At 70.9% G+C, this 24,427-nt stretch carries 26 protein-coding genes, 1 tRNA gene and 1 pseudogene; 16 read left to right on the forward strand and 12 right to left on the reverse strand.

Going from position 1 to position 24,427, the window contains the following annotated elements:
* Positions 1-77 precede the first annotated feature (77 nt).
* From ACWD0F_RS09335 to ACWD0F_RS09350, 4 genes are all read left to right on the forward strand, one after another.
* Complete coding sequence (locus tag ACWD0F_RS09335; protein ID WP_449873507.1) at positions 78-1,190, forward strand: FecCD family ABC transporter permease; 1,113 nt, start codon at positions 78-80, stop codon at positions 1,188-1,190.
* Positions 1,187-2,194, forward strand: a complete 1,008-nt coding sequence (locus tag ACWD0F_RS09340; protein WP_449873509.1) for a FecCD family ABC transporter permease — start codon at positions 1,187-1,189, stop codon at positions 2,192-2,194. Before ACWD0F_RS09335 ends, ACWD0F_RS09340 begins: the two co-directional genes overlap by 4 nt.
* The gene (locus ACWD0F_RS09345) at positions 2,194-2,997 is read left to right on the forward strand and encodes an ABC transporter ATP-binding protein (protein ID WP_449873511.1); all 804 of its coding nucleotides are present in this window, start codon (positions 2,194-2,196) and stop codon (positions 2,995-2,997) included. Before ACWD0F_RS09340 ends, ACWD0F_RS09345 begins: the two co-directional genes overlap by 1 nt.
* A 109-nt stretch (positions 2,998-3,106) precedes the next feature.
* Positions 3,107-4,399, forward strand: coding sequence for an FAD-dependent oxidoreductase (locus ACWD0F_RS09350; protein WP_449873513.1), 1,293 nt, complete (start codon positions 3,107-3,109; stop codon positions 4,397-4,399).
* On the opposite strand, the gene ACWD0F_RS09355 is transcribed toward ACWD0F_RS09350, so the two are convergent.
* Complete coding sequence (locus tag ACWD0F_RS09355) at positions 4,350-5,600, reverse strand: ArgE/DapE family deacylase (protein WP_449873515.1); 1,251 nt, start codon at positions 5,598-5,600, stop codon at positions 4,350-4,352. The genes ACWD0F_RS09350 and ACWD0F_RS09355 overlap by 50 nt on opposite strands.
* 111 nt (positions 5,601-5,711) lie before the next feature.
* Here ACWD0F_RS09355 and ACWD0F_RS09360 point away from each other — a divergent pair, with 111 nt between their 5' ends.
* On the forward strand, positions 5,712-6,032 hold the full coding sequence (locus tag ACWD0F_RS09360) for a GroES family chaperonin (protein ID WP_449873517.1): 321 nt from the start codon (positions 5,712-5,714) through the stop codon (positions 6,030-6,032).
* A 17-nt stretch (positions 6,033-6,049) separates the two neighbouring features.
* Here ACWD0F_RS09360 and ACWD0F_RS09365 read toward each other — a convergent pair whose 3' ends face one another.
* Complete coding sequence (locus ACWD0F_RS09365) at positions 6,050-6,997, reverse strand: TolB family protein (protein ID WP_449873519.1); 948 nt, start codon at positions 6,995-6,997, stop codon at positions 6,050-6,052.
* Between the two features lie 54 nt (positions 6,998-7,051).
* Positions 7,052-7,507, reverse strand: a complete 456-nt coding sequence (locus tag ACWD0F_RS09370) for a TIGR02611 family protein (RefSeq protein ID WP_449873521.1) — start codon at positions 7,505-7,507, stop codon at positions 7,052-7,054.
* A 151-nt stretch (positions 7,508-7,658) separates the two neighbouring features.
* On the opposite strand from ACWD0F_RS09370, the gene ACWD0F_RS09375 reads away from it, so the two are divergent.
* From ACWD0F_RS09375 to ACWD0F_RS09390, 4 genes are all read left to right on the forward strand, one after another.
* Positions 7,659-8,567, forward strand: a complete 909-nt coding sequence (locus ACWD0F_RS09375; RefSeq protein WP_449873523.1) for a phosphotriesterase family protein — start codon at positions 7,659-7,661, stop codon at positions 8,565-8,567.
* A gap of 33 nt (positions 8,568-8,600) precedes the next feature.
* On the forward strand, positions 8,601-8,990 hold the full coding sequence (locus tag ACWD0F_RS09380; protein ID WP_449873525.1) for a PPOX class F420-dependent oxidoreductase: 390 nt from the start codon (positions 8,601-8,603) through the stop codon (positions 8,988-8,990).
* Between the two features lie 45 nt (positions 8,991-9,035).
* On the forward strand, positions 9,036-10,085 hold the full coding sequence (locus tag ACWD0F_RS09385; protein ID WP_449873527.1) for a sensor histidine kinase: 1,050 nt from the start codon (positions 9,036-9,038) through the stop codon (positions 10,083-10,085).
* A 98-nt stretch (positions 10,086-10,183) separates the two neighbouring features.
* Positions 10,184-10,837 (forward strand): response regulator, encoded by a 654-nt coding sequence (locus ACWD0F_RS09390; RefSeq protein ID WP_449873584.1) that lies wholly within the window; start codon positions 10,184-10,186, stop codon positions 10,835-10,837.
* Between the two features lie 5 nt (positions 10,838-10,842).
* Here the strand turns inward: ACWD0F_RS09390 and secY are convergent, their stop codons facing one another.
* Positions 10,843-12,129, reverse strand: a complete 1,287-nt coding sequence (secY, locus tag ACWD0F_RS09395) for a preprotein translocase subunit SecY (protein ID WP_449873528.1) — start codon at positions 12,127-12,129, stop codon at positions 10,843-10,845.
* 85 nt (positions 12,130-12,214) lie between these two features.
* Between secY and ACWD0F_RS09400 the strand changes: the two genes are divergently transcribed.
* On the forward strand, positions 12,215-12,817 hold the full coding sequence (locus tag ACWD0F_RS09400) for an AAA family ATPase (RefSeq protein WP_449873530.1): 603 nt from the start codon (positions 12,215-12,217) through the stop codon (positions 12,815-12,817).
* Here ACWD0F_RS09400 and ACWD0F_RS09405 read toward each other — a convergent pair.
* The gene (locus ACWD0F_RS09405) at positions 12,753-13,562 is read right to left on the reverse strand and encodes a putative hydro-lyase (protein ID WP_449873532.1); all 810 of its coding nucleotides are present in this window, start codon (positions 13,560-13,562) and stop codon (positions 12,753-12,755) included. The two genes, ACWD0F_RS09400 and ACWD0F_RS09405, sit on opposite strands and share 65 nt — an antisense overlap.
* An 81-nt stretch (positions 13,563-13,643) precedes the next feature.
* Here ACWD0F_RS09405 and ACWD0F_RS09410 point away from each other — a divergent pair, with 81 nt between their 5' ends.
* Complete coding sequence (locus tag ACWD0F_RS09410; RefSeq protein WP_449873534.1) at positions 13,644-15,278, forward strand: sodium:solute symporter family protein; 1,635 nt, start codon at positions 13,644-13,646, stop codon at positions 15,276-15,278.
* Positions 15,275-15,436: a hypothetical protein gene (locus ACWD0F_RS09415; RefSeq protein ID WP_449873536.1), complete on the forward strand. Its 162-nt coding sequence runs from the start codon at positions 15,275-15,277 to the stop codon at positions 15,434-15,436. The genes ACWD0F_RS09410 and ACWD0F_RS09415 overlap by 4 nt, the downstream gene beginning before the upstream one ends.
* 68 nt (positions 15,437-15,504) lie before the next feature.
* Here ACWD0F_RS09415 and ACWD0F_RS09420 read toward each other — a convergent pair whose 3' ends face one another.
* Together ACWD0F_RS09420 and ACWD0F_RS09425 are read right to left on the reverse strand one after the other, a co-directional pair.
* Entirely contained in the window at positions 15,505-15,744 is a 240-nt protein-coding gene (locus ACWD0F_RS09420) for a hypothetical protein (RefSeq protein ID WP_449873538.1), read from the reverse strand.
* On the reverse strand, positions 15,741-15,968 hold the full coding sequence (locus tag ACWD0F_RS09425; RefSeq protein ID WP_449873540.1) for a DUF6158 family protein: 228 nt from the start codon (positions 15,966-15,968) through the stop codon (positions 15,741-15,743). Before ACWD0F_RS09425 ends, ACWD0F_RS09420 begins: the two co-directional genes overlap by 4 nt.
* A 96-nt stretch (positions 15,969-16,064) precedes the next feature.
* Between ACWD0F_RS09425 and ACWD0F_RS09430 the strand changes: the two genes are divergently transcribed.
* The 3 genes from ACWD0F_RS09430 (at position 16,065) to ACWD0F_RS09440 (ending at position 18,850) form a co-directional block, all read left to right on the forward strand.
* Positions 16,065-16,997: a LysR family transcriptional regulator gene (locus ACWD0F_RS09430; protein WP_449873542.1), complete on the forward strand. Its 933-nt coding sequence runs from the start codon at positions 16,065-16,067 to the stop codon at positions 16,995-16,997.
* An 83-nt stretch (positions 16,998-17,080) separates the two neighbouring features.
* Positions 17,081-18,520, forward strand: coding sequence for a S1 family peptidase (locus tag ACWD0F_RS09435; protein ID WP_449873544.1), 1,440 nt, complete (start codon positions 17,081-17,083; stop codon positions 18,518-18,520).
* A gap of 256 nt (positions 18,521-18,776) precedes the next feature.
* Positions 18,777-18,850: transfer RNA gene (locus ACWD0F_RS09440), tRNA-Ile, on the forward strand.
* A 180-nt stretch (positions 18,851-19,030) separates the two neighbouring features.
* On the opposite strand, the gene ACWD0F_RS09445 is transcribed toward ACWD0F_RS09440, so the two are convergent.
* Positions 19,031-19,543, reverse strand: coding sequence for an integrase core domain-containing protein (locus tag ACWD0F_RS09445; protein ID WP_449873586.1), 513 nt, complete (start codon positions 19,541-19,543; stop codon positions 19,031-19,033).
* A 367-nt stretch (positions 19,544-19,910) separates the two neighbouring features.
* Positions 19,911-20,093 (reverse strand): hypothetical protein, encoded by a 183-nt coding sequence (locus ACWD0F_RS09450; protein WP_449873546.1) that lies wholly within the window; start codon positions 20,091-20,093, stop codon positions 19,911-19,913.
* 565 nt (positions 20,094-20,658) lie between these two features.
* Here ACWD0F_RS09450 and ACWD0F_RS09455 point away from each other — a divergent pair.
* Complete coding sequence (locus ACWD0F_RS09455; RefSeq protein ID WP_449873548.1) at positions 20,659-22,677, forward strand: SUKH-4 family immunity protein; 2,019 nt, start codon at positions 20,659-20,661, stop codon at positions 22,675-22,677.
* A gap of 220 nt (positions 22,678-22,897) precedes the next feature.
* On the opposite strand, the gene ACWD0F_RS09460 is transcribed toward ACWD0F_RS09455, so the two are convergent.
* The 3 genes and pseudogenes from ACWD0F_RS09460 to ACWD0F_RS09470 all read right to left on the reverse strand — a co-directional run.
* A complete protein-coding gene (locus ACWD0F_RS09460) occupies positions 22,898-23,287 on the reverse strand; it encodes an integrase core domain-containing protein (protein WP_449873550.1) in 390 nt (129 codons plus the stop codon).
* 18 nt (positions 23,288-23,305) lie between these two features.
* Positions 23,306-23,959: a hypothetical protein gene (locus ACWD0F_RS09465; RefSeq protein ID WP_449873552.1), complete on the reverse strand. Its 654-nt coding sequence runs from the start codon at positions 23,957-23,959 to the stop codon at positions 23,306-23,308.
* A 79-nt stretch (positions 23,960-24,038) separates the two neighbouring features.
* Positions 24,039-24,229 (reverse strand): annotated as a pseudogene (locus tag ACWD0F_RS09470) (transposase); the annotation flags it as partial.
* Positions 24,230-24,427 lie beyond the last annotated feature (198 nt).

Here is a 24,427-nt window from a genome sequence, read left to right on the forward strand (position 1 = left end):
CTATAGATAGGCTTGCCCGATTACTCGGTGCTTAGATTAGCCTTGCCTAAGTTTGACTGTTGACGAGAGGGGGTCGGGTGCGCCCGGCTCAGGACCCGGCCGAAGCCGGACAGGGTACGACGGCGACCGCCGCGGCCCCTGACGTGGACGAGCCGGCGACCGGCGGGCTGGGCGGGGAGCGCGCCGCCAAGGCGCGGCCCGCGCTGCTAATCGCCGGGCTGCTCGTCACGCTGGCGGTGCTGGCGCTGACGGCGATGGCGAGCGTGGCGCTGGGCGCGCGGTCGGTGCCGTTCGCCACGGTGATCGACGCGTTCCTGGCCCCCGACGGCTCCAGCGACCACATCGTCATCCGTGAGCTGCGCGTCCCGCGCACCCTGCTCGGTCTCGGCGTGGGCGCCACGCTGGGGCTGGCCGGCGCGCTCATGCAGAGCCTGACCCGCAACCCGCTGGCCGACCCCGGCCTGCTGGGCATCAACGAGGGGGCCGCGCTCGGGGTCACGCTGGCGCTCGGCCTGTTCGGGCTCTCCGACCCGGCCGTCTACGTGTGGTTCGCCTTCGGCGGGGCCGCGGTGGCCTCCGCCGTCGTCTACGCACTGGCCTCCTCCGGCCGCTCCGGCTCCAGCCCGGTACGTCTCGCGCTCGCGGGCATCGCGTTCGGCATGGTCTGCACGGCGGTGGCCTCGGCCGTCCTGCGCATGGACCCGCAGACCTACGACCGGATGCGGTTCTGGCTGACCGGGTCGCTGGCCGGGCAGACGGCCGGCACGCTGGTGCGGCTGGCGCCGTTCATGGTCGCCGGGCTGGTGCTCGGGCTGCTGCTGGCCCGGCCGCTCAACATGCTGGCGCTGGGCGACGACGCGGGCAAGGCCCTCGGCGTGGCGGTCGGCCGCACCCGGCTCCTGACCGGGGTGGCCGTCACGCTGCTCTGCGGCGCGGCCACCGCCGCCGCCGGGCCGCTGTGGTTCGTCGGCCTGATCGTGCCGCACGCCGTGCGCGCCGTGGTGGGGCCCGACCAGCGGTGGGTGTTGCCGTACTCGGCGCTGGCCGCGCCGGTGCTGCTGCTGGGCGCCGACGTGGCCGGCCGGCTCATCGCCCGGCCGGGAGAGGTGCAGGTCGGGATCGTGTGGGCGGTGATCGGCGCGCCGATCTTCATCCTGCTGGCCCGGCGCAGGCGGGTGGCGGCGCTGTGACCGTCCGCGTCGGCCCCTATTCCCTGCGGCTCGCGCCCCGCGCCCTGCTCGTCGGCGGGGCCCTCGTCCTGATCGCCTGCGCGGTGACCGTGGCCGCCCTGGCGACGGGCGAGTTCACCGTGCCCGTGCCCGACATCGTCTCCGCCCTCTTCGGCCAGGGCACGCCGGTCGCCGAGCTGATCGTCGGCAAGCTCCGCGCCCCCAGGGTCGTGACGGGGCTGCTGGTCGGCGCGGCGTTCGGCGTGAGTGGCGCCCTCTTCCAGAGTCTCACCAGGAACCCGCTGGGCAGCCCCGACTTCATCGGCTTCACCGCCGGCGCCTCCACGGGCGGCATCATCGCCGTCGTCGCGGGCGGCTCCGCCCTGACGATCGCCGGCGGCGCGCTGGCCGGCTGCGTGGTCACGGCCGTGCTCGTCTACGCGCTGGCCTACCGCAAGGGCGTGCCGGGCTACCGGCTCGTCCTGGTCGGCATCGGGGCCAACGCGCTGCTGCTGGCGGTCAACTCCTACCTGCTGACCAGGGCGAACATCAACGACGCGGCCACCGCGAGCGCCTGGCTCACCGGCAGCCTCAGCGGGCGCGGCTGGGACCACGCGATCCCGGTCGCGGTGGCGCTGGCCGTGCTGCTGCCGATGTGCGCGTCGGTGGCCCGGCCGATGCGGATGATCGAGATGGGCGACGACGCCGCCAAGGCCATGGGCATCAGGGTCGAGGCCGTGCGGGCGGTGGCCATCACGGCGGGGGTGCTGCTGGCCGGCGTGGCCACGGCCGCCGCCGGGCCCGTGGCCTTCGTCGCGCTGGCCGCGCCCCAGCTCGCGCGGCGGCTCACCCGCTCGCCCGGCGTGAGCATGGCCTCCTCCGCGCTGATGGGCGCCGTGCTGCTGACCGCCTCCGACCTGGTCGCGCAGCGGCTGCTCGCGCCCACCCAGCTTCCCGTCGGGGTGCTCACCGCCGCGATCGGCGGCACGTACCTCGCCCTGCTCTTGCGAAAGGACCGCTCCTGATGGCCGGCGTCCGCTTGTCAGGCACCCGTCTCACCCTCGCCTACGACCAGCGCGTCGTGGCGACCGGCCTCGACGTGACGATCCCCGGCGAGTCCTTCACCGTGATCATCGGCCCGAACGCCTGCGGCAAGTCCACCCTGCTGCGTGCCCTGGCCCGGATGCTGAAGCCCAGGACCGGCGCCGTCCACCTGGACGGCAGCGTCATCACCTCGCTGCCGTCGAAGGAGGTCGCGCGGCGGCTGGGCCTGCTGCCGCAGAGCTCGATCGTGCCCGACGGGATCACCGTGGCCGACCTGGTGGCCCGCGGCCGCTATCCGCACCAGCGGCTCATGCGGCAGTGGTCGAAGGCCGACGAGGCGGCGGTGAGCGAGGCCATGCGGGCCACGGACGTGGCGGAGCTGGCCGACCGGATCGTGGACGAGCTGTCGGGAGGGCAGCGGCAGCGGGTGTGGCTGGCCATGGCGCTGGCGCAGGAGACGCCGATCCTGCTGCTGGACGAGCCGACCACGTTCCTGGACATCTCCCACCAGATCGAGGTGCTCGACCTCTGCGCGGATCTGCACGAGGCCGGGCGGACCATGGTGGCCGTGCTGCACGACCTGAACCAGGCGTGCCGGTACGCCACCCATCTGATCGTGATGCGGGCCGGCGCGATCGTGGCGGAGGGGGACCCCGGCGAGATCGTCACTCCCGAGCTGGTGCGGGAGGTGTTCGAGTTGCGGTGCGAGATCATCCGGGATCCGCAGTCGGGCACCCCGCTCATCGTCCCGGAGGCCCGCCGCCGCGCCACGGCCGTCACCTGACCGGCGCGCCCGGTTCCTGGGAGCGTGCCAAAGGACGTGGAAGAAAACCGATCCGCGCGCGACCCTCTGCCCGAATGGTTGTTCTCAGAACGTTCGCAGGGGGAGATCAATGGACCACGCCATCGTCATCGGCGCGAGCATGGCGGGGCTGTTGTCCGCGGCCGCTCTGCACCGCCGGTACACCCGGGTCACGGTGCTCGACCGCGACACGCTGCCCATCGTGGACGCCCACCGCAGGGGCGCCGGGCAGAGCCGGCACGCGCACGGCCTGCTCGCCAGGGGGCGCGAGGCCATGGAAGAGCTGCTGCCGGGGATCGGCGCCGAGCTGGTCGCGCAAGGGGCGATCAGGGGCGACGTGCTGCTCAACGCCCGCCACGTGCACGGCGGGCACCGGCACGCCCGCACCGCCGGCGGCCTGACCGGGCTGCTCGTCAGCCGGCCGCTGCTCGAAGGCCAGGTCCGGCGCCGGGTGAGCGGGCTGTCCGGCGTGCGGGTGCTGCCGAACAGGATCGCCACCGGCCTGCTCGCCCAGGAGGGCCGCGTCACGGGCGTGCGGCTGGCCGACGGTGAGCCGATGCCCGCCGACCTCGTCGTCGACGCGAGCGGCCGGGGCTCGCGCACGCCGTTCTGGCTGGGCGAGCTGGGCTACCGGCCGCCGCGCGAGGAGCGGCTGGAGATCGACGTGCGGTACGGCACGCGCGAGTTCCGCCGCCGGCCCGGGCAGCTCGGCGGCGACCTGGTCGTCATCATCGCGCCCACGCCGCAGACGCCGCGCGGCGGGGTGGCCCTCGCCATGGAGGACGACCGCTGGATCGTCACCCTGATCGGCTACGGCGAGGCCCCGGACCTCGGCCTGGCCGGGTTCACCGGCTACGCGGCCACCCTGGCGGCGCCGGACCTGCACCACCTGATCAGCTCGGCGGAGCCGATCGGGGAGCCGCACGCCTACCGGAACCCGGCGGCGATCAGGCACCGCTACGAGCGGCTGACCCGCTTCCCCGAGGGCCTGCTCGTCATCGGCGACGCGGTCTGCGCGTTCAACCCGCTCTACGGCCAGGGCATGACGGTCTCCGCCATGGAGGCGCTGGCGCTGCTGGACATCGATCTGCGGCCGATGCCGTTCTTCCGGCGGATCGCGAAGGTGGTGGACGGCCCTTGGGACGTCACGGTCGGCGGCGACCTGCGGATGCCCGGCGTCGAGGGCGTCGTGACGCCGAAGATCCGCCTGATCAACGCCTATCTGGAGCGCTTCCACGCCGCCGCCGCGCACGACCCCGAGCTGGCGTTGCGCTTCCAGCGGGTGGCGAACCTCTACGATCCGCCGCCGTCGCTGCTGAGCCCCGGCTCGCTGCTCAGAGTGCTCCGCAGCGGCGCACCACGAGCCGTGCCAGTGCCCGCGTGACCTCGATCAGCTCCCCCAGGCCGACCTGCTCGCGGGGGGCGTGCGCGAACCGCACGTCCCCCGGGCCGTAGTGCAGCGTCGGGATCCCGCCCGCCGCGTACAACCTCAGGTCGCTCCCGTACGGCGCCCCCGCCTCGGCCGGCCGCCGGCCCGTCGTGTCGGCCACCGCCTGGGCCACCTCACCGAGCAGCGCGTGCCCCGCCGGCAGCCGCCCGCTGGCGAACTGCCCGCCCGGCCACGTCACCACCGGCGGGTTCTCCCGCAACCAGGGGTGCGCGACCTCGGCCACCGCCTCCTCGAACACCGCCCGCGCCGCCGCCGGGTCCTCGTCCAGCCGCACGCCCAGCCGCCCTTCGGCGACCAGCAGGTCGGGCACCGTGCTGGCCCAGTCGCCCGCGCGCACCGTCCCCACCTCGATCGGGTACGGCATCGTGTTGCCGCCGAAGACGCCGTGGACGTCCGCGTTACGCGCCGCCTCCAGGCGCCTGATCGCCTCGAACACCGGCCAGAACACCTCGATCGCGTTGACCCCTTCGGTGCGCGTGGCGCCGTGGGCGGCCCGCCCGGCGATCTCCAGCCGGAACGTCAGCGCCCCCGCGTTGGCCGTGATGACCGCGCCACCGGTGGGCTCGGTGATCACCGCGGCCTCGGCCGTGTGCCCTCTGCCCAGCGTGGCGAACGCGCCGAGCCCGCCGTCCTCCTCGCTGACCACGCAGTGCACGGCCAGCGGCCTGGCGAGCCTGACCCCGGACCTGCGCAGCGCCCGCGCCACGGCCAGGTTGGCGACGAGCCCGGCCTTCATGTCGCAGGCGCCCCTGCCGTGCAGCACGTCACCGGTGATCCGGGCGGCGAACGGGTCGCTGCCCGCCCATTTGGCCAGGTCGCCGGTCGGCACCACGTCCACGTGGCCCTGGAGCGCCAGCGCCGGCGTGCCCGCGCCGGTGACGGCGACGACGCCGTAGCCCTCGGTCCTGGGGGCCTCGGTGCCGGGGAAGCCGGGGCCGGCGGCCAGGGCGGCGAGGTCGAGCTTCCAGACGTCCACGTCCATGCCGGCCTCGGTGAGCAGGACGGCGCACCGATGTTGCAGGTCCGACTCCGCGTCCGTGCCCGTGACGCTGGGCACGCGGACGGTCTCCGCGAGCAGGTTCACGGTCTCCGCCGTGTCGATGGCGTCAAGGACCCGGGCTTCGGCGTCATGCATGGTGCACACCTTCTCATGGACCCGCGATTTCGAGCCGGGGCGGCCGTGCTGGAGCGGCCCCTGTCACGAGCCTGGGCTGTCGCGGGTCCGGCGGCTCGTAAACTTGCCCTTGTGGTAGAGCCCAAGTTCGAGATTCAGATGCTGCACGACCGGGTCATGATCCGGCTGGAGCAGGAGGCCGAGGAGCGGCGCAGCGGCTCCGGGATCGTCATTCCCGCGACGGTCAAGATGGCCAACCGCCTGGCGTGGGGCGAGGTCTGCGGCGTCGGCACGAACGTGCGCTCGGTCAGGGTCGGCGACAAAGTGCTGTTCAACCCCGAGGAGCAGTTCGAGGTCGAGGTGCACGCGCGGGTCTATCTGGTGATGCGCGAGCGCGACCTGCACGCGGTGGCCACCCAGGAGACCGACCACGGCACCGGCCTCTATCTGTGAGGCTGTGAGGTCTGAGGCTATGAGGCCGGGGCGGCGGCGCGGGTGAAGGACAACCAGAGGTCGGCGGCCCACGTGCCGGCCGGCAGGTCCGCGAGCACGCGCGTCGTCTTGCCACTCAGGTCCAGCACCGACAGCCGGTAGGCGCCCGCGTTCGCCATGACCGCGATGAGGTGACTCTCGTCCCACCAGCCGAACAGGGCCGCCGGTCGGGCGCCCACCTGCCCGGCGATCTTGCCCGTGGCGGGATCGACCAGGCAGAGCTGCGCCTTGAGGCGGGCGGGACACCACGTGGTCAGCCGCCTGCCCGACGGCGAGTAGGCGTCCTCGGGGCCGGTCGGCAGGCCCACGTCCGCGTAGGTGCGCAGGACCGCGCCGTCGGAGGGCCGGTAGACGCGCAGGCCGGTGCCGTACATCGCGACGAGGTTGCCGTCGGGGCTCCACCAGAAGCCCGCGTTCGCGCGCAGGCCGGAGATCTTGACGGTGCGCGCGCTCTTCGCCGTCACGTCGACGACCGTGAAGCCGAGCACCTGCCACTTCCCCGCCGACTTCTGCTCGACCGTGAGCGCGACCTTCCTGCCGTCGCGCGACCACGAGGCGTAGGAGGCCGTCTGCGGCCTGGCGACCGTGCGGATCCTGCTCGTGGCGCCCGTCGTGCGGTCGGTGACGACGAGGGAGTCATAGCCCGACCGGTACGCCGCCGGCACGCCCGCGATCAGCCGGCCGCCCGGCGCGGCGGACACCTCGGACAGCGTCTGTTCCCAGGCGAAGGCGGTGCCGGCGGTGGATCGGAGATAGGTGCGCTTGGTGCCGAGCCCGTAGGCGGTGAGCCGGACCGGATCGCCGCTCTGTTCGCGGTAGGTCACGCCCCCGGTGCCCGGGAGGGCCACGTCCGCCCGGGCATCGGCCGGGAGGGTGGCGTGGCTGGCGAGCAGCAAGGACAGCGCGACGGCGAGTTTGGCGATCACGCCCGCAGAATAGTCAGCTATTTCGCGAAATCTTGGCCGCGATAACGACCGGGTCTAGATGAAGCGCTGCGCGATCGCGATGACGTCGATGCCCAGCGTGCGCAGCCCGAAGTAGACGATCACCCCGGCGGCGGCCACGGTGACGACGAGCACGATGATGCGGACAGTCCAGCCCTGCCGTTTGTACCACTGCGTCCAGGTGTGCAGCGTCCGCTTGCCGAACTCCAGCACCCGATGCGCCCAGTGGAACTCCGTGGCCAGCACCGCCAGCCCCGCGAACACCACCAGCCACCCGGGCCCGGGGAAGGGCACCATGACCAGGCCGCCCACCACCATGACGGTGCCGAGCAGGCCGATCACGATCTTCAGCGTGAGCGCGCCCGTACGGGTGGAACGGATGCCGTCCAGCCAGCCGTGGATGCCCGTGCGGCGCTCGGGCATGTCGGAACGGCCGGCCGCCTCGTCCTTCATCACGTCGGCATCGCCGGTGTCGGAGTTCTTAATCGCCACAATTCTCCCCCGCCAATCGGTGATGCACCCCAGGATACGGCCCCGCCTTCGGCGTCCACTTGCAGATGACTAGCAAAGCACCAAAACCCCCAAAGCGTAAAATTTCCGGCCTGAACAGCCTTTCTCCGGCAAACATCGGTTAATGTCTGGCATGCCCGAAGTTCTGCTTCGTACCGTCACCGGACCCGTACGAGCCGCCGCCATCACCGGCGCGGTCCTCCCCCACGAGCACCTGCGCACCGACATGCGCTGGGCGGTCGGTATCGACTCCGACCCGCACCGCTGGCTCGACGAGGACACGACCGTCACCGCCGAGCTCCGCGAGCTGCGGCAGTCCGAGCAGCTCGGCCTGGTGGTCGAGCTGACCTGCATGGGCATGGGCCGCGACGCCGGAGCCCTGGCCCGGGTCGCCGCCGGCAGCCGGGTCCCGGTGATCGCCTCGACCGGGCTGTTCGCCGAACCGTTCACGAACGTGGGCGACGCCGACGCCGACACGCTCACCAAGCTGCTGATGGAGGAGATCCTCAGCGGCGTGGACGGCACGGGGGTGTTCCCCGGCGTGATCGGCGAGGTCGGCTCCTGGGGCGCCGACCCGACGCCGCGCGAGGAGCGCTGCCTGGTGGCCGCCGCCCGCGCCGCCCTGCAGTCGCGCCTGCCCGTCGCCGCCCGCGGCCAGAACAGCCTGGCCGTGCTGGAGATCCTCCTCGGCCAGAACCTGCCCGGCTCCCGGGTGGCCGTCGACTACGCCGGCTCCGACGTGGGCGCCGCCAGGAAGATCGCCGAGGCGGACGCGTACGTGTCCCTCAGCTCCCTGAGCGCCGGCCCCGACCAGGCGGCCAGGATCGCGCTCGGCCTGATCGAGGACGGCCACGCCGAGCGCCTGCTGCTCAGCACCGGTCTGCACCGGGTGGCGCAGGTCCAGCGGTACGGCGGCGCGGGCTACGCCCACCTGTTCCACGCCCTGCTGCCCCGCCTGCGCGAGGCCGGGGTCGGCGAGGACCTGATCCGGCTCATCACCAACGAGAACCCGGTGCGCTGGCTGACCGCCGGGCTCGCTTGACCTCAACCGATGTCAAGGTTGCAGGATGGTCGCATGATCTTCACACAGGCAGAGCTCGACTATCTGGCCGGCCAGCGGCTCGGCCGGCTGGCCACGGTCGCCCAGGACGGGCAGACCCAGAACAATCCCACCGGCTTCTTCGTCGACGCGGAGTCGGGCACGATCACCATCGGCGGGCACGCCCTGGGCAAGTCCAAGAAGTTCCGCAACGTTCAGCGGGGCAGCACGGTCGCGTTCGTCGTCGACGATCTGGCCTCGACGGATCCGTGGGTGGTGCGGGGCATCGAGATCCGGGGCACCGCCGTGGCCCTGACGGACCACGAGCCACCGGTGCCGTTCTTCTCGCGGGAGGTCATCGAGATCACACCGTCCAAGATCATTTCATGGGGTCTGGACGGCGATCGATCGAGCCGGACGGTGTGAAAGCTCGCTAGGATCGGGGCTACACGAGCCTGGGCCTGGTGGGAGATGGTGACCGAGCACACGCACAGAGCCGGCCCGCTGCGCCGGCCGCGCACCGCGCTGTCCCGTCTGACCCGGCTGGGTGACGTCCCGGTCGTGGTGATGCTGGCGTGGGCGGGCTGGCTGGCGGTTCCCTGGTCGTTCAGCGGCCTCGCCCAGGCCCGCGCGGCCGCCGCCGCTGCCGCCGACGCCCAGCCGCCCCTGCTCCAGATCCGCGCCGAGACCGCCCGGCACACCCCGCCACCCCCGCCGACCCGGCGCGTCTCCGCCTCAGCGGCGGCTCAGGGGCCGGGCGGCGCCGGTGTTCGGCAGCCTGGCACGGAGCCCGGGCTGCGCGGGGCCACGGCCTGGGGCATCCCCGCCGCGCACACCGCCCACCCCACGACGGTCCGCTTCACACAGGCGGGCCCGCCCGGCGTCGGTGCGGGCGCGTCCGGGGTGGACGTGGCGGGCGTGGCGGGCGTGGTGGCGCTGGAGCGGGCCCGGATCGCCGGTGAGGTGCATGACGCGGCCGGTCATGGGCTGGCGGCCATCGCCTTGCAGGCCGGGATCGCGCTCGTCACCCTCGACGACGACCCCGAGCAGGCGCGCGCCTCGTTACGGGCGATCCGGGAGACGAGCACGACGGCGCTCGCCCACCTGCGGGCGGCCCTCGACGGCATCGACCCGCCGGGCGGCGACCTGCCGAGCCTCATCGACGGTGTCCGGGCGGCGGGCCTGCCGGTGGACATGGAGCCCGCCGACCCGGCCGTGCCCGCCCGGCTCCAGGGCGTCGTCTACCGGGTGGTGCGCGAGTCGCTGACCAACGTGCTGCGCCACGCGGGCCCGACCAGGGCGCTGGTCCGGATGGGCGCGAGCCGGGGCGAGTTCGTGCTGGAGGTGGCCGACCGAGGCGTGGGACGGACCGAGGTGGGTGATGGGCGCGGGCTGGCCGGGATGCGGGCCAAGGTGACCGAGGCGGGCGGCCTGTTCACGGCCGGGCCGCGCGACGGCGGCGGCTTCCAGGTGATCGCCCGGTTCCCGCAGGACGCCAGGTTCCCGCAGGACTCCGCATGACCACTCAGGACGAGCCGGCGGCCTCCGGCGGCGCCTCCCGGCGAGTGGACCCACCGCCCCCGGCCGGCTCACTCGGAGCCGGGCCGGAGGGGAAAGGCCTGATCCGGGTCGCCGTCGCCGACGATCAGGCGGTGGTGCGGATGGGGCTGCGGGCCCTGCTGGAGCGGGAGCCCGGCATGGAGTGCGTGGGCGAGGCGGCCGACGGCGCGGCGGCGCTGGCGTTGATCCGGCACACCCGCCCCGACGTGCTCCTGCTCGACATCCGCATGCCCGGCATGGACGGCCTCGCCGCCCTGCGCGCCATCGCCGGCGAGCCCGGGCTGCGGAGCACCCGGATCGTCGTGGTGACGACGTTCGCCGTCGACGAGTACGTCTTCGCCGCCCTCCAGGCCGGCGCCAGCGGTTTCGTGCTCAAGGACAGCGCCCCGGACGAGCTGGTCAACGCCGTGCGCGTGGTGGCGGCGGGTGAGGCGCTGCTGTCACCGGCGATCACGCGGAAGGTCATCGGCCTGTTCGGACGGCACGGTGCCGCCGAGCCGGTGGCGGGCGTCGAGACGCTCACGCCGCGCGAGCGCGAGATGGTCGCGTGGGTGACCACCGGCAGATCCAACGACGAGATCGCCAAGGAGCTGGTGATCAGTCCCGACACCGTGCGCACTCACGTCAGCCGCGCCATGGTCAAGCTCCATGCGCGGGACCGGGCCCAGCTGGTGGTGTTCGCCATCCGGGCCGGACTGGCCCCGCCGGGCTGAGGGCCTCACCGCAGGAAGCCCTCATAGTTGCGCTGCTGGAGCTGGGCCTCGATCTGCTTGACGGTGTCGAGCCCGACCCCCACCATGATCAACACGCTGGTCCCGCCGAACGGGAAGTTCTGCTGCGTTCCCGGATCCCGCAGGATCGCGAACGCCACCAGCGGCAACAGCGCCAGCACCGCCAGGTAGACGGCTCCGGACGCGGTCAGCCGGGACAGGACGAACGCCAGATACCCGGCCGTCGGCCGCCCGGGGCGGATCCCCGGCACGAACCCTCCGTAGCGCCGGATGGCGTCCGCCACCTCCACGGGGTTGAACGTGATCGACACGTAGAAGTAGGCGAAGCCCACGATCATCAGCACGTACACGCTCATGTAGAGCGGATGCGTCCCCGAGGTCAGGTTGCGCGCCACCCAGCCCTCCACCTCCCCGCCCAGCAGCGGCGCCGCCAGCGTCGGCAGGTAGAGCAGCGAGGTGGTGAAGATGACCGGCACGATCCCCGCCTGGTTGACCTTCATCGGGATGTACGTGCTCGTGCCGTACGCGCGCCGCCCCACCATGCGCTTGGCGTACTGCACGGGTACGCGCCGCTGCGCCTGCTCGACGAAGACCACGGCCGCCACCAGGAACAACCCCGAGACGATCATCACCACGAAGCCGACTGGCGTCAGCATGAAGATCCGGGACATGTAGCCCGGGAAGACGGCCACGACCTGGGCGAACATGAGGAGCGACATGCCGTTCCCGATCCCCCGATCGGTGATCAGCTCGCCCAGCCACATGACCACGCAGGCCCCCGCCACCATGGTCAGCACCAGCACGAGAACGGCGAGCAGGCCCTCGTCCCGCAGCAGCGGCCGCGAGCAGCCGGGCAGGAGCTGCCCGGTGCGGGCCAGCGCGACGACCGTGCCGGCGTTCAGGACGGCGAGCCCGACGGTCAGGTAGCGGGTGTACTGCGTGATCTGGGCCTGCCCGCGTTGCCCCTCCTTCCGCAGGGCGTCCAGCCGGGGCACCACCACGGCGACGAGCTGCATGATGATGCTGGCCGTGATGTACGGCATGACGCCCAGCGCGAACACCGACAGGTGCAACATCGCGCCCCCGCTGAGCATCTGCACCATGTCGAACACACCGCCCTGGGCCGACCCCGCGCACTCCCGCACGGCCACCACGTCCACGCCCGGCGACGGCATGACCTGCCCCAGCCGGAACAGGGCGATGAGCCCCAGTGTGAACAGCAGTTTCCTACGCAGCTCCGGCGCCCGGAACACCCTGGTCAAGACGGTCAGCATGAGCAAGGAGTCTGGCTGTCGCGGGCCGCGGGGTCGTCCGCTCAGACGAGGCTTCCGCGTACGCGGATCCGCGTAGGTTGATCACGTGACCACTGTCTGGGTGATCAGCGGGCCGCCGGGCGCGGGCAAGTCCACGGTCGCCGCCGCGCTGCTCGCCCGCCTCTCCCCCGTGCCCGCCCTGCTGGACAAGGACACCGTGTACGGCGACTTCGCCGCCGAGGTCCTGCGCCGGGCCGGCCGGCCGGACGGCGAGCGCGAGGGCCCCTGGTACGACCGGCACGTCAAACGGCACGAGTACGCCGGCCTGACCGGGATCGCCAGGCAGATCCGCGGCCACGGCTGCCCGGTGCTGCTCGACGGCCCGTTCACCGGCCAGGTGCACGCGGCGGACCGGTGGGCCGGGTGGGTGGCGGAGCTGGGCGGCCCGCCGGTGCGCCTGCTCTGGGTGCGTTCCGACGGCCCGACGTTGCGCGAGCGCCTGACGGCCAGGGGGTTCGGGCGGGACGCGGGCAAGCTGGCGGCGTTCGAGGACTATCTGCGCGACATCCGGGTGGACGAGCCGCCGGTCGTACCGCACCTGGAGATCGACAACCGGCACGGCGCCGCACCCGTCAGCGACCAGCTCACGGCGGCGGGCATCCCGCCGAGGTGTCAGGCACCCGATAGTCCTCGTCCCGGGCGTCCATGATCGCCATGTGCCCCGGCAGGTGGCCGATCGCGTACTCGACGCCGCTGGCCATGATCGCCGCCTGCGGCGTCACCCCGCACGCCCAGAACAGCGGCACCTCGCCGTCGCGTACCTCCACGGGACGGCCGCCGAAGTCGGGCCTGGCCAGGTCGCCGATCCCGATCTCCGCCGGGTCCCCGATGTGCACCGGCGCCCCGTGCACCAGCGGATACCGCCCGCTCACCGCCACGGCCGTCGCCACCAGTTTCTCCGGGACCGGCCGCATCGACACGACCAGCGGCCCCGACAGCCGGCCCGCGGACTTGCACGCCACGTTCGTGACGTACATCGGCACGCTCGTCCCCACCTCCAGATGCCGCACCGGCACCCCGGCGGCCAGCAGCGCGTGCTCGAAGGTGAAGCTGCAGCCGATGAGGAACGGCACCAGGTCCGCGCGCCACTCGGCCACCACGTCGTCGAGGTCGGCGACCAGCTCGCCGTCGCGGTAGAGGCGGTAGCCGGGCAGGTCGGTGCGCAGGTCCCCGGCGAACAGGCGGGTGGACCAGACCCCCGGCTCGCCCACGTCGAGCACCGGGCACGCCTGGGCGTTGTTGTGCGCGAACAGCAGCAGCTCGTACCGCAGCTCCTTGGGCACGGCGATCAGGTTGGCCTGCGTCCAGCCCCGGCACCAGCCGGCGGTGGTCACCCGCTCGCCGGTGCGGAAGCGCGCCCGCGCCTCGGCGGGGCTCAGATCGGCGACATCCACCTCTCGACAGTAGGACGGGCCGGTTCCGCGGTCCATCAGCTGTTACGTGATGTTGTGATTTTCCGGGGTAGCAGGGTGGCCGTGCGGCTTGATGTGAACCTCCTCGACTACGCACTCATCGCGATCTATTTCGCGACGGTGCTCGCCATCGGCTTCGCCGCCCGTCGCCGGATCAGCTCCAGCCTCGACTTCTTCCTGGCCGGACGCGGGTTACCCGCCTGGATCACCGGGCTGGCGTTCGTCTCGGCGAACCTCGGCGCCATCGAGATCCTCGGCATGGCGGCCAACGGCGTCCAGTACGGCGCGATGACCGTGCATTACTACTGGATCGGCGCGGTCCCGGCGATGGTGTTCCTCGGCATCGTGATGATGCCCTTCTACTACCGTTCGAAAGTCCGCAGCGTCCCGGAGTTCCTCCGCCGGCGCTTCAACGGCGCCACGCAGCTCCTGAACGCGCTCACGTTCGCGGTCGCGCAGATCCTCATCGCCGGCGTGAACCTCTATGCGCTGGCCCTGGTCATGGAGGCGCTGCTGGGCTGGCCCATGCCGGTCTCCGTGGTGGTGTCGGCGGTGATCGTGTTGTCCTACATCACCCTCGGCGGGCTCTCCTCCGCGATCTACAACGAGGTCCTGCAGTTCTTCGTCATCCTGGCGGGCCTGATCCCGCTGACCGTGCTCGGGCTGATCAAGGTGGGCGGGGTCTCCGGCCTGTTCGAGAAGGTCCGGCAGAGCTCGCTCGGTGAGGGCGGCCTGCACGCCTGGGCAGGCTTATCAGGTGAGAACCCCATGCAGGCCCACTGGATCGGCATCGTGTTCGGCCTCGGGTTCGTGTTGTCGTTCGGCTACTGGACCACGAACTTCGCCGAGGTGCAGCGGGCCCTGTCGGCCAGGAACACGAACGCGGCCCGGCTCACGCCGATCATCGCGGCCTACCCCAAGATCTTCATCCCGCTGATCACGGTGCTGCCGGGCATGATCGCGCTGGTGCTGTTCAACAACTGGGGCGAAGGCGGTGAGGACTACAACAACGCGATCCCGCTGCTCATGCGCGACCTGCTGCCGAACGGCGTGCTGGGGGTCGCGGTGACCGGGCTGCTGGCCTCGTTCATGGCGGGGATGGCGGCCAACATCAGCGGGTTCAACACGGTCTTCACCAACGACATCTGGCAGTCGCACGTGGTCAAGGACCGCGAGGACGGCTACTACCTGCGGGTCGGCCGGATCGCGACCGTGGCGGGCGTGGCGATGGGGGTCGGGACCGCGTTCATCGCGGCCGGCTACTCCAACATCATGAACTACCTGCAGGCGCTGTTCTCGTTCTTCAACGCGCCGCTGTTCGCGACCTTCATCGTCGGGCTGCTCTGGCGGCGGATGACGCCGTGGGCCGGCTTCTGGGGGCTGCTGGCCGGTACGGCGGCGGGGTTCGCGTCCTATGTCGGGTTCAAGGCGGGGCTGCTGAACTTCGGGACCGAGCTGAACGCCAGCTTCTGGGGCGCGGGCGTGGCCTTCGCCGTGGACGTCCTGGTGTCCGTGGTCGTCACGCTGTTCACCACGCCCAAACCGGAGCCGGAGCTGCGCGGGCTCGTGTACGGACTGGACGCCGTGGACCTGGAGGACGACGCGCTGACCGGCGACACGAAGTGGTACCGCTCCCCCGTGCTGCTGGGGGTGGGCGCGGTGGTCCTGGCGGCTCTGATGTACGGGGTGATCCTGTGAGTGACATCCGGATGGTGATCGGCGGGCTGTTCCTGCTGTACGGCGTGATCCTGATCGTGGCCGGCGTCCTGGACAGCGCCGTCAACCTGTGGACCGGGCTGGCCATGGCCGTCTTCGGCGGCGCGTTCCTGGTGTGGGCGCGCATCAAACGCATCTGACGCCGACATCTGACGCCGCCGTCGCGGCCGGCGGGAATCCCGCCGGCCGCTTCGATGGTGCCCAGCCCCTAGTACTCGACCTCGAAGGTGTGCGGCCCAAGGCCGTACCCGTCGCCGTGCGGGACCACATATCCGTGTTCGAGCAGTTTCGCGAGGCTCGCCCGTACCTCGTCCTCCGTCAGCGCGGACGCCCGGACCAGCGCGCCGAACTCCGCGCCTCCCGACTCGACCACCTGCGAGGCGACCGCTTCGTACACGTGGATGTCGACGTCCGACAGAGCCTGCACGTCGTGGCCTTCGGTCATCATCCGCGCTCCCTCGCGCCCTCCCTCAGCCGGGCGGGATCGACCTCGCGGTCCGGGCAGCGGCGGAGGTACTCCGACTCGAGTTCGTTGGTGCGGGAGGTGTGCCGCGCGAGAGCGTCGTCGGATCCGTGGAAGAACGTGTCGCTGCGGGTGGCATGCAGTTGTCTCAGCTCCCGGACGACGTCCTCGTCGCTGAGCTGGGCAGGGTTGATTCCCATCGTCGTCATGGGTTCCCCCTACCCCAGAGAACCCCAGACAATATCTGTCACTATTCCTGACATATAGGCATTGTTTGTAAGAGATCGCCGCCTTACCTTCCCGTTATGGACCTCGAGCTCAGGCACCTCAGGATCGTCCGCGCGGTCGCGGACGCGGGAAGTGTGAGCAAGGCCGCGTCCCTGCTCGGGCTGGCACAACCGGCCCTCACCGCCCAGCTCAAACGTATCGAGAGGGTGCTCGGCGGCGCCCTGTTCGAACGCGACCGCCACGGCGCCCGGCCCACCCGTCTCGGCGAGCTCGTGCTCGCCCGGGCCCGGGTGTTACTCCCGGCCGCCAAAGAACTACAGGATGAAGCCGTACGATTCGCGCACGCGCCGTCGCCCGGCTTCCGCATCGGCGCCACCAACGGCCCCATCCTCGGCGGCCTGGTCGACCGGCTGGCCGCGGAGCGGACGGTCAGCACGTACACCTCCTGGTCGACCCACGAGCTCACCAGCATGGTGGAGCTCGGCCGCCTCGACTACGTGCTGACCGGCGCCTGCGGCGACTCCGGCACCCCCACCGGCACCCTGCTGTGGGAGACGATCAGCGTCGACCCCGTCTTCTGCCTGGTCGCCGACGACCACCCCGTCGCCGGGGAGAAGGAGGTGGAGCTGCTCGGCCTGGCCGGCGAACAGTGGGCGGTGACGCCGGGTGACGGCTGCTTCGCCGACTGCTTCGCGATGGCGTGCGCGCGGGCCGGGTTCACCCCCGGAACGATCTACGAGACCGACGTGCCCACCTGCCAGCATCTCGCGCAGGTCGGCCGCGCGGTGGTGCTCTGCCAGGCCACCCACCAGGCCGCGCAGGGCCTCACCATGGTCCCGATCGCGCGGGCGCCCCTGCGCTGGCGGCAGCTCCTCGGCCGCCACCCCACCGCACCCGAGGCCACCTGGGTGGTGGCACAGGCCAAACAGGCCCACATGGACGCGGTACGCCGCAGCCCCGTCTATTACGACTGGCTGGCACGAAATCCGGGTTATGGCACCGCTCCATAACACGGTGATAGGGGCAAAGTAGTACTCCTCCGCTCCTGGGCCGGCCGTTACCGTGACGGCACCCCCAGCAGCAGGGAGACAACATGCTCCGCTCTCCGGCGCTGATCGCGATCGCGATCGGCGCATTAGTCATGACGGCGACCCCGGCCGTCGCCGCCGCGAAACCGCCTTCGGGCGTGGTCGACGCCCTGCAGCGCGACCTCGGCATCTCCAAGGAGCAGGCGCTCAGCCGCCTGGCGAACGAGGCCCGCGGCAACTCCGCGGCACCGGGCCTGCGCAAGAAGCTCGGCGACCGCTATGCCGGCGTCTGGTACGAAGGCCCCGAAGGGGCCCTCGTCGTGGCCAGCGTCGACCCGGCCGACACGGCCCAGATCACCGGGACGGGCGCCAGGGCCCGCATCGTGGCACGCTCGCTCGCCCAGCTCACCACCGTCAAGAACGGTCTGGACCGGGCCGCGCCGCCCGCCTCCGTCCACAGCTGGGCCATCGCGCCCCAGGACAACTCCGTGATCGTCCAGACGAGCGACGCCTCGGCGGCTCAGTCGTGGATCGCCGCGACCGGCGTGGACGCCGCCGCCGTGAAGCTGGAGCAGTCCGCCGAACGCCCGCGCCTGTTCTACGAGATCCGGGGCGGTGACGCGTACTACACCTCGCAGGGCTACCGCTGCTCGATCGGCTTCGCGGCCAGACGCGGCACCCAGCTCGGCTTCACCAGCGCCGGCCACTGCGGCACCACCGGCGTCACCACGACCGGCTACAACCGGGTCGCGCAGGGGACGTTCCAGATCTCGTCGTTCCCCGGCAACGACTACTCCTGGGTCGCCACGAACGCCGACTGGACCGCCGCCGGCGTGGTGAACGGCTACAGCGCCGGCATCCTGCCCGTACGCGGCTCGACCGTCACCCAGCCTCAGGGCTCCATCTGCCGCTCCGGCTCCACCACCCAATGGCACTGCGGCACCGTCACCGCGCTGAACGCCACCGTCAACTATCCCGAGGGCACCGTCTCGGGCCTGACCCGCACCACGGTCTGCGCCGAGGGCGGCGACTCGGGCGGCTCGTTCATCTCGGGCGACCAGGCCCAGGGCATGACGTCGGGCGGCTCGGGCAACTGCACCAGCGGCGGCGTCACCTACTTCCAGCCCCTCAACGAGATCCTCTCCGCCGGCGGCCTGACCCTGGTCACCGCGGGAACCGGCCCGCCGCCGACCGGCTGCCAGGGCTACGAGGAGACCTACAACGGCTCGCTGACCTCGAACCAGAGCGCGTACCAGCCGAACGGCTCCTACTACCAGGCGACGGTCTCCGGCAACCACGCCGCCTGCCTCGACGGCCCCAGCGGCGTGGACTTCGACGTCTACCTGCAGAAGTGGAACGGCTCGTCCTGGGCCGTCGTCGCGGCGGGCGACAGCCCGAACCCCGACGAGACCATCTCCTACAACGGGACGGCCGGGTACTACCGGTACCGCGTGCACGCGTACAGCGGCTCCGGCTCGTACACGCTCGGCCTGAACCGCCCATAAGCCCGACCACTTCGAGGGCCGGCGAGCAGCACCCGCACGCCGGCCCTCACCCATGCCCGGCCGCCCTCCTCAACTGAGACCTGAATATGATCGTCGCGGGCTCCAACAACGCCGGGTGGCGTGGAATGATGTCCGAGGAGACCTGTCTCCCATTCGGCGCGGCCACCACGACAGGATCGGATGCTCTAGCCTTAGCATGCGCGAGGGCTCTGTGTGATCCGTTCCGGGGGTCGGCGCCCGTTGACAACTTCATCCAGGGGCGGTAGCTCAGCCGGTCAGAGCATCGGACTCATAATCCGTGGGTCGTGGGTTCAAGTCCCACCCGCCCTACTCTCTAACACCGCGTTCGACCTGGGGTTTCTCGGTTCTCGCCGGCCTCAGATCGCGTTGTTGATCATGGCTGGTTGCTCGGTGGTTGCTCTTGTGTACGGACCGTGTAACGCGGTAAATCATTTAGACCTGTGCAGTGCCAATACCGGCATCACACGCCTGACCTGTGGCTTCGCTCGACTATGCGGCTCGGCGGTACTCGTTGATCAGACCGCTGACGGCCGGTCGTCGCTGTATTCGAACCGTGAGATCGACAACCTCGGCTGGATCATGCATAGGTGGCTGTAGCGACAGCGCCTGATGCGGCCGGTGCTGGTTGTAGTGGCGTTCAAACTCAGCCAGGATCTGTCGCAGGTGCCGCTCACCATGGGCCAGAAGGTGATCGAGGCATTCGCGCCGGAGCGTGCCGACGAACCGCTCGGCGAACGCATTCGCCCGTGGCGAGCGCGGCGGAATCTTGAAAATGCGCACGTCCGCCCCGGCGAGCACATTGTCAAACCCTCCGCCGAATTTGCCGTCCCTGTCGCGGATCAGGAACTTGAACCCATCGGCTCGCCCGCCCAGGTCCATCAGCAGGTTGCGCGCCTGCTGCGCTGTCCAGGCGCCGGTCGGATGAGCCGGGACACCAAGGATATGCACGCGCCGCGTTTGGATCTCCATAACGAACAACACGTACAGGCGCTTGAGGAACACCGTATCGACGTGGAGAAAGTCGCACGCCAGGATGCCAGAGGCCTGAGCAGTCAGGAACGGGCGCCAGCTCGGTGAAGCCCGACGCGGCGCGGGCCCAAGCCTCGCCGCCACCAGAACCCGGCGGACCGTCCCCTCCCCCACCCGCAACCCAAGGCCAAGTAGCTCGCCCCGGATGCGCCGATGCCCCCACCGCGGATTCTCCCGCGCCAACCGCAGGATCAGAGCGCGAGTCTCCTCAGAGATGGGTGGCCGGCCGTGTTTTGGCGGGGTAGGTCCACTTCTTCTTCACCAGCCTGCGGTGCCAGGCCAGCAGCGTGCCCGGCGTCACGATGCGATGCAGCCGAAGACGAGCGGGTAACAGCCTGGCCTACGCGGCCAGCAACGCCCGATCGGCCCAGTCCGGCCTGGGCCGATCGATCTGGCGGCGCAGCACCGCGACCTCATGCCGCAACACCAAGATCTCCACCTCTTTGGCGGCGCTACCCCGAGCGAGCAGCACCAGCCAGCCGAACGCCCGACCCACCAGCAGATACAGAAGACGGAACAGCACGAGAGCTGAGCCTAGAGGACCAGGTCAGACCCCTTCATCATGCTTCTGGCACCGGACACGACTGCGCGCCACCGAGGCGAGCGTTCGTGTTCGTCAGCCTGGACCAGCGGACGTACCGGCCGTAACCGGGGCGCGGCCGCCTGTCGTTCCGCTCCTGACCGACGCTCATCCTTTCGGGGACTGGCCATAGGCCGAAGCGACGACCATGAGACGCGCCGGCACCGGTCGCGCCAGCGGTCGTCGGCACGTGGCGGCGCCGGGCCCAAGCGCGACCGTTTCGGGACGCGGCGTTCCTGGCCTGAGAGCATCGCCACACGACAGGTCCCCGCAGGCACGTCCGGCGGGATCTCGTCGTGCGGCTTGGCTCGTTGCCCGGTCCCGGCGTCGGCCTGCGCGCAATGGCTCTGCCGGCCGGCCGGCCGTCCGCTGGGCGCGAACCCCGGCTCGACCTGCCACAGCGGGCGTACGGAGCGGGAGGGCGGCCACCGCGCATCGGTCACCACCGCTCCATCCGGCGGGTGCGCCGAGGTGGCGTCGCGGGCCCTGCCCTAAACTCGTCGCCACCATGGAAGTACCGCTTGACCTCCCCTCTCCCCTCTTCACCGCGTTCCAGGTCGTCGGCCTGCCCTGGCCGGACGTACGGATCGCCCACTTCGACGGTGTGCTGGCCGAACTCGGCGAGCGCCCGGAGGCACAGCGGCTGCAAGAGCACGTCAGCAGGCTGCGGAAGATCCAGGACGCGTTCTTCGAGCACCTGAGTGAGCTGGCCGACGATCACAACGACGACCCCATGCGTCTGCTCCGGCACAAGGACGAGCCCTGCGTGACCGGGATACGGGATGACTGGGCCGAGACCGCGGCGCTGATGCCCGAGTTCCACGCGGCCCTGGCGACGTTCGCCCGAGGGCTGCTGGGCGACCCGCCTGCGGTCCCCGATTACCTGGCCACCGTGCCCGCCTGGGTGGAGGCGCGCCCCGGGCGCGGCATCCGCGACGAGCCCACCGCCGGACGCGCCCCCGCCGCGGACGCCCTGCTGCGCTGGCGGGAGGACCCCTACGGGCCGCGGATCTGCGTCGTCACCGGCTCGCCCGCCGCCGGCAAGACCCGGCTGCTGTCCTGGTTCAGCTACTCCGGCGTCTGGGACTGGTCGGGCTACCCCGGCCCCGCCGAGGCGGCGATCTGCCTGCGCGGAATGGACGCGGACGACGCCGTGGCCGAGCTGGCCGGGCAGTTCAAGCTCGACGACGCCGGCCTGGCCGCTCTCGACCGGCCCGTGCTCGTCACCGTGGCCGACACCCATAGGAGCAACGACCCCGAGCGCGCGTTCGCCGAGCTCGTCCTTCCCCTGGCCGTCAACCCGCACGTCCGCCTGCTCGTGGAGCTCAGCCACCCGGATGCCGCGGTCGGTCTCGGACCGCCGGCGTTCGTCCTGGATCTGGACGACCCGCGGGCCACCGACTGCGCCGCCTTCACCGCCTGGTACGACGCCGAGCGGGTGGAGCGGTCGCCGTTCACCGCCGGCCAGGTCCACCCTTCGCCGGGGCTCGCCGCGCTCGCCGCCCGGGCCGAGGGCGCCGACCCGGGCCCTGAGCTGCCGATGGACGTACGGGTGGCGCGTGCCTGGCTGGACGGCCTGTCGCCGGACGCCCGCGCCGCCGCCGGCACGCTGGCCCTCACCTTCGACCCGATCGGCCCGTACACGTGGCGGTTGCTGCATTGCGGCCGGCACCGCGACGCCCCGGAGGCCGCCGCCCGCGGCGTGGCGGAGGCCGCGGACCGGCTGCCCCTGGCCGAGCCGCGCCTGCCCGCGTACGCCATCGCCCTGCCCTCCCTGGCCGAGGCCATCGCCCCGCCCGCGGCGGCGCACGTGGAGCTGGCCGCCGTCATGCGCGGCTGGCCGGTCTCCGCCGAGCTGTCCCCGCCCGCGTACGTCAGCAATCACCTGGCCCACCACGAGCGCCTGGCGGGCGGACCCGACACCATCACCCCGCTTCCGCTCCGCCGCCCCCCGACCAGGGTCACGCGCGAGCTGCTGGAAGACCTGTACGGCCCGGAAGGCGTCGTCCGGCCGCACGACGACGAGATCCACCCCGCGATCGCGCATGCGCCCACCCGCCGCTTCCTGACCGAGGTCGGCCTGCCCGTGGACGGCCTCGACCAGCCCGGCTGGACGGGCGAACATCGCCGTTTCGTCGAGCCCATGACCGAGTTCTGGCCCGACATCGTGGACGAGCTGCGCGCCTGCGCGGGCCTGCCGGACGACCTCGGCGCGCTGTTCATGCTCGACGGGCTGGACAGCTGGTACCTCTTCCTCGACGGCCGCACCGGCGTGGTGTACGAGGCGCACGAAGGGCTGGACACCGCCCGCGTCGCCCACCGCGACGTCGAGTCGTACGCCTACTTCGTGTACGTCATCCACCGGGAGCGCAGGCTGTGGTGCGAGGGCCGCGACACGCACCGCGAGGCGGCCTACTGGTGCGCCGACGATCTCACGCTGGAGCTGCACACGTACGAGCCGGAGGCCATGGCAGGCGAGGACGCCCTCTGGCCGCCGACGCTGGAGGACTACACGCTCCTCTCATGATCCGTGGGTCGTGGGTTCAAGTCCCACCCGCCCTACTCTCCAATACCGCGTTCGACCTGTGGTTTCTCGGTTTCCGCCGGCCTCTGTGCTCGTTGTTGATCATGGTAGTTTGCTCGGTGGTTGCTCTTGTGTACGGACCGTGTATCGCGGTAGATCATTTAGACCCTGTACCGCTTCAAAACTCGTGCACGTGGTCTGAGCTGGCGTTTCGTCGGATCAGCTAGGCCGCTCGGTGGTACTCGTTGATCGCTCCGCTGAGCACCTTTCGGCGCTGAATCCGACCCTCCATCGGCACGACAATTCCCTCGCCTTGATCAGGTGGGCGTTGCCGGCGGGACTGGTGCGGACAGTGTGCGTTGTAGTGCTCGGCGTACTCTTCCAGGACGGATCGCAGGTGTCGTTCATCGTAGATGAGCATGAGGTCGGTACATTCGGCTCGTACGGTGCGCACCCAGCGTTCGGCGTAGCAGTTGACTCGGGGCGTCCGCGGCGGCGTCTTCATCACCGTGACACCTTCGCCGGCGAACATCTCATCGAAGGCGGCAGTGAATTCGGCATCCCGGTCGCGAATGAGGAACCGGAACGAGCTGGACCTCTGCCCGAGGTTCATGAGGAGATTGCGGGCTTACTAGGCCGTCCAGGTGCCTGTTGGATGGGCGGTCACGCCCAGGACGTGTACGCGCAGTGTTTCCACCTCCATTACGAACAACACGTCCAGGCGTTTCAGGAAGATCGTGTCGACGTGGAAGAAGTCGCAGGCCAGTAATCCTTTCGCTTGCAGGCGTAAGAACGTCCGCCAGGAGGTGTCGAGGCTTCGGGGGGGCTGGGCCGTGTCGGCGCGAGCGCAGGATCCGTCGCACGGCCGCTGCACTGACCTGCAGGCCGAGGCGAACCAGCTCACCGTGTACCCGCCGATACCCCACCTCGGGTTTTCGCGCGCCAGACAGAGAACCAGATTCCGGACCTCCTTGGTTGTTCCGGGACGGCCAGGGCGGTGGGGGTAGGTCCACGCGCGTTTGATCAAACGGCGATGCCAGGCCAACAAGGTGCCCGGGGTGACCAGCCGATGAGCTCGTAGCACCGTCGGTAGGAAGCGAGCCAACGCCGCCAAGAGCGCCCGATCGGCCCAGTCCGGCTTCGGCCGGACGACCTGACGCTTCAACACCGCCACCTCATGGCGGAGCACCATGATCTCGACGTCCTTGGACGCCTGACCACGGCCCAGCAACACCAGCCAACCGAACACACGAATCAAGGTCAGATACAACAGACGAACCGACACAGACCGCGATCTTGCCTACTCGGCCTCTGGAGGTCAAAGCCGCAGATCAAGCACCACGCAATGAGTTATGAAGCGGTACAAGGTATTTCCAGGCGATTCCCGTGCGGTTGATGTACAGGATCGCGTTGAAGACGTCCCGTAACTCGACCGTAGCGGGCTGGCCGTGGGGCGGCGGTCGAGTCGGGATTGCCGCCAGGCGGTCAAGGTAGGCTCGATCAATGCCCAGCGGGCGTCGGATATGTCGCTCGGGTATGGCTTACGCTCAGCCACTCAGCCATCACAACACGACCGGACCCGCCAACCGACGGTAACGCTACAAATCCATACGATCAAACTACGACATCACGGCTATAGGCTCGCGAACCGCACTCTAAGTGGGCATCTTGGGATGGCTTGCGGGCATATGCCCCTTCTGCGAGGTAGGCGGGTCGCGTCGTTTGTAAAGAGTGCCCCGCCTTGCGAGGCCAG

Source organism: Nonomuraea sp. NPDC002799, from assembly GCF_053592075.1.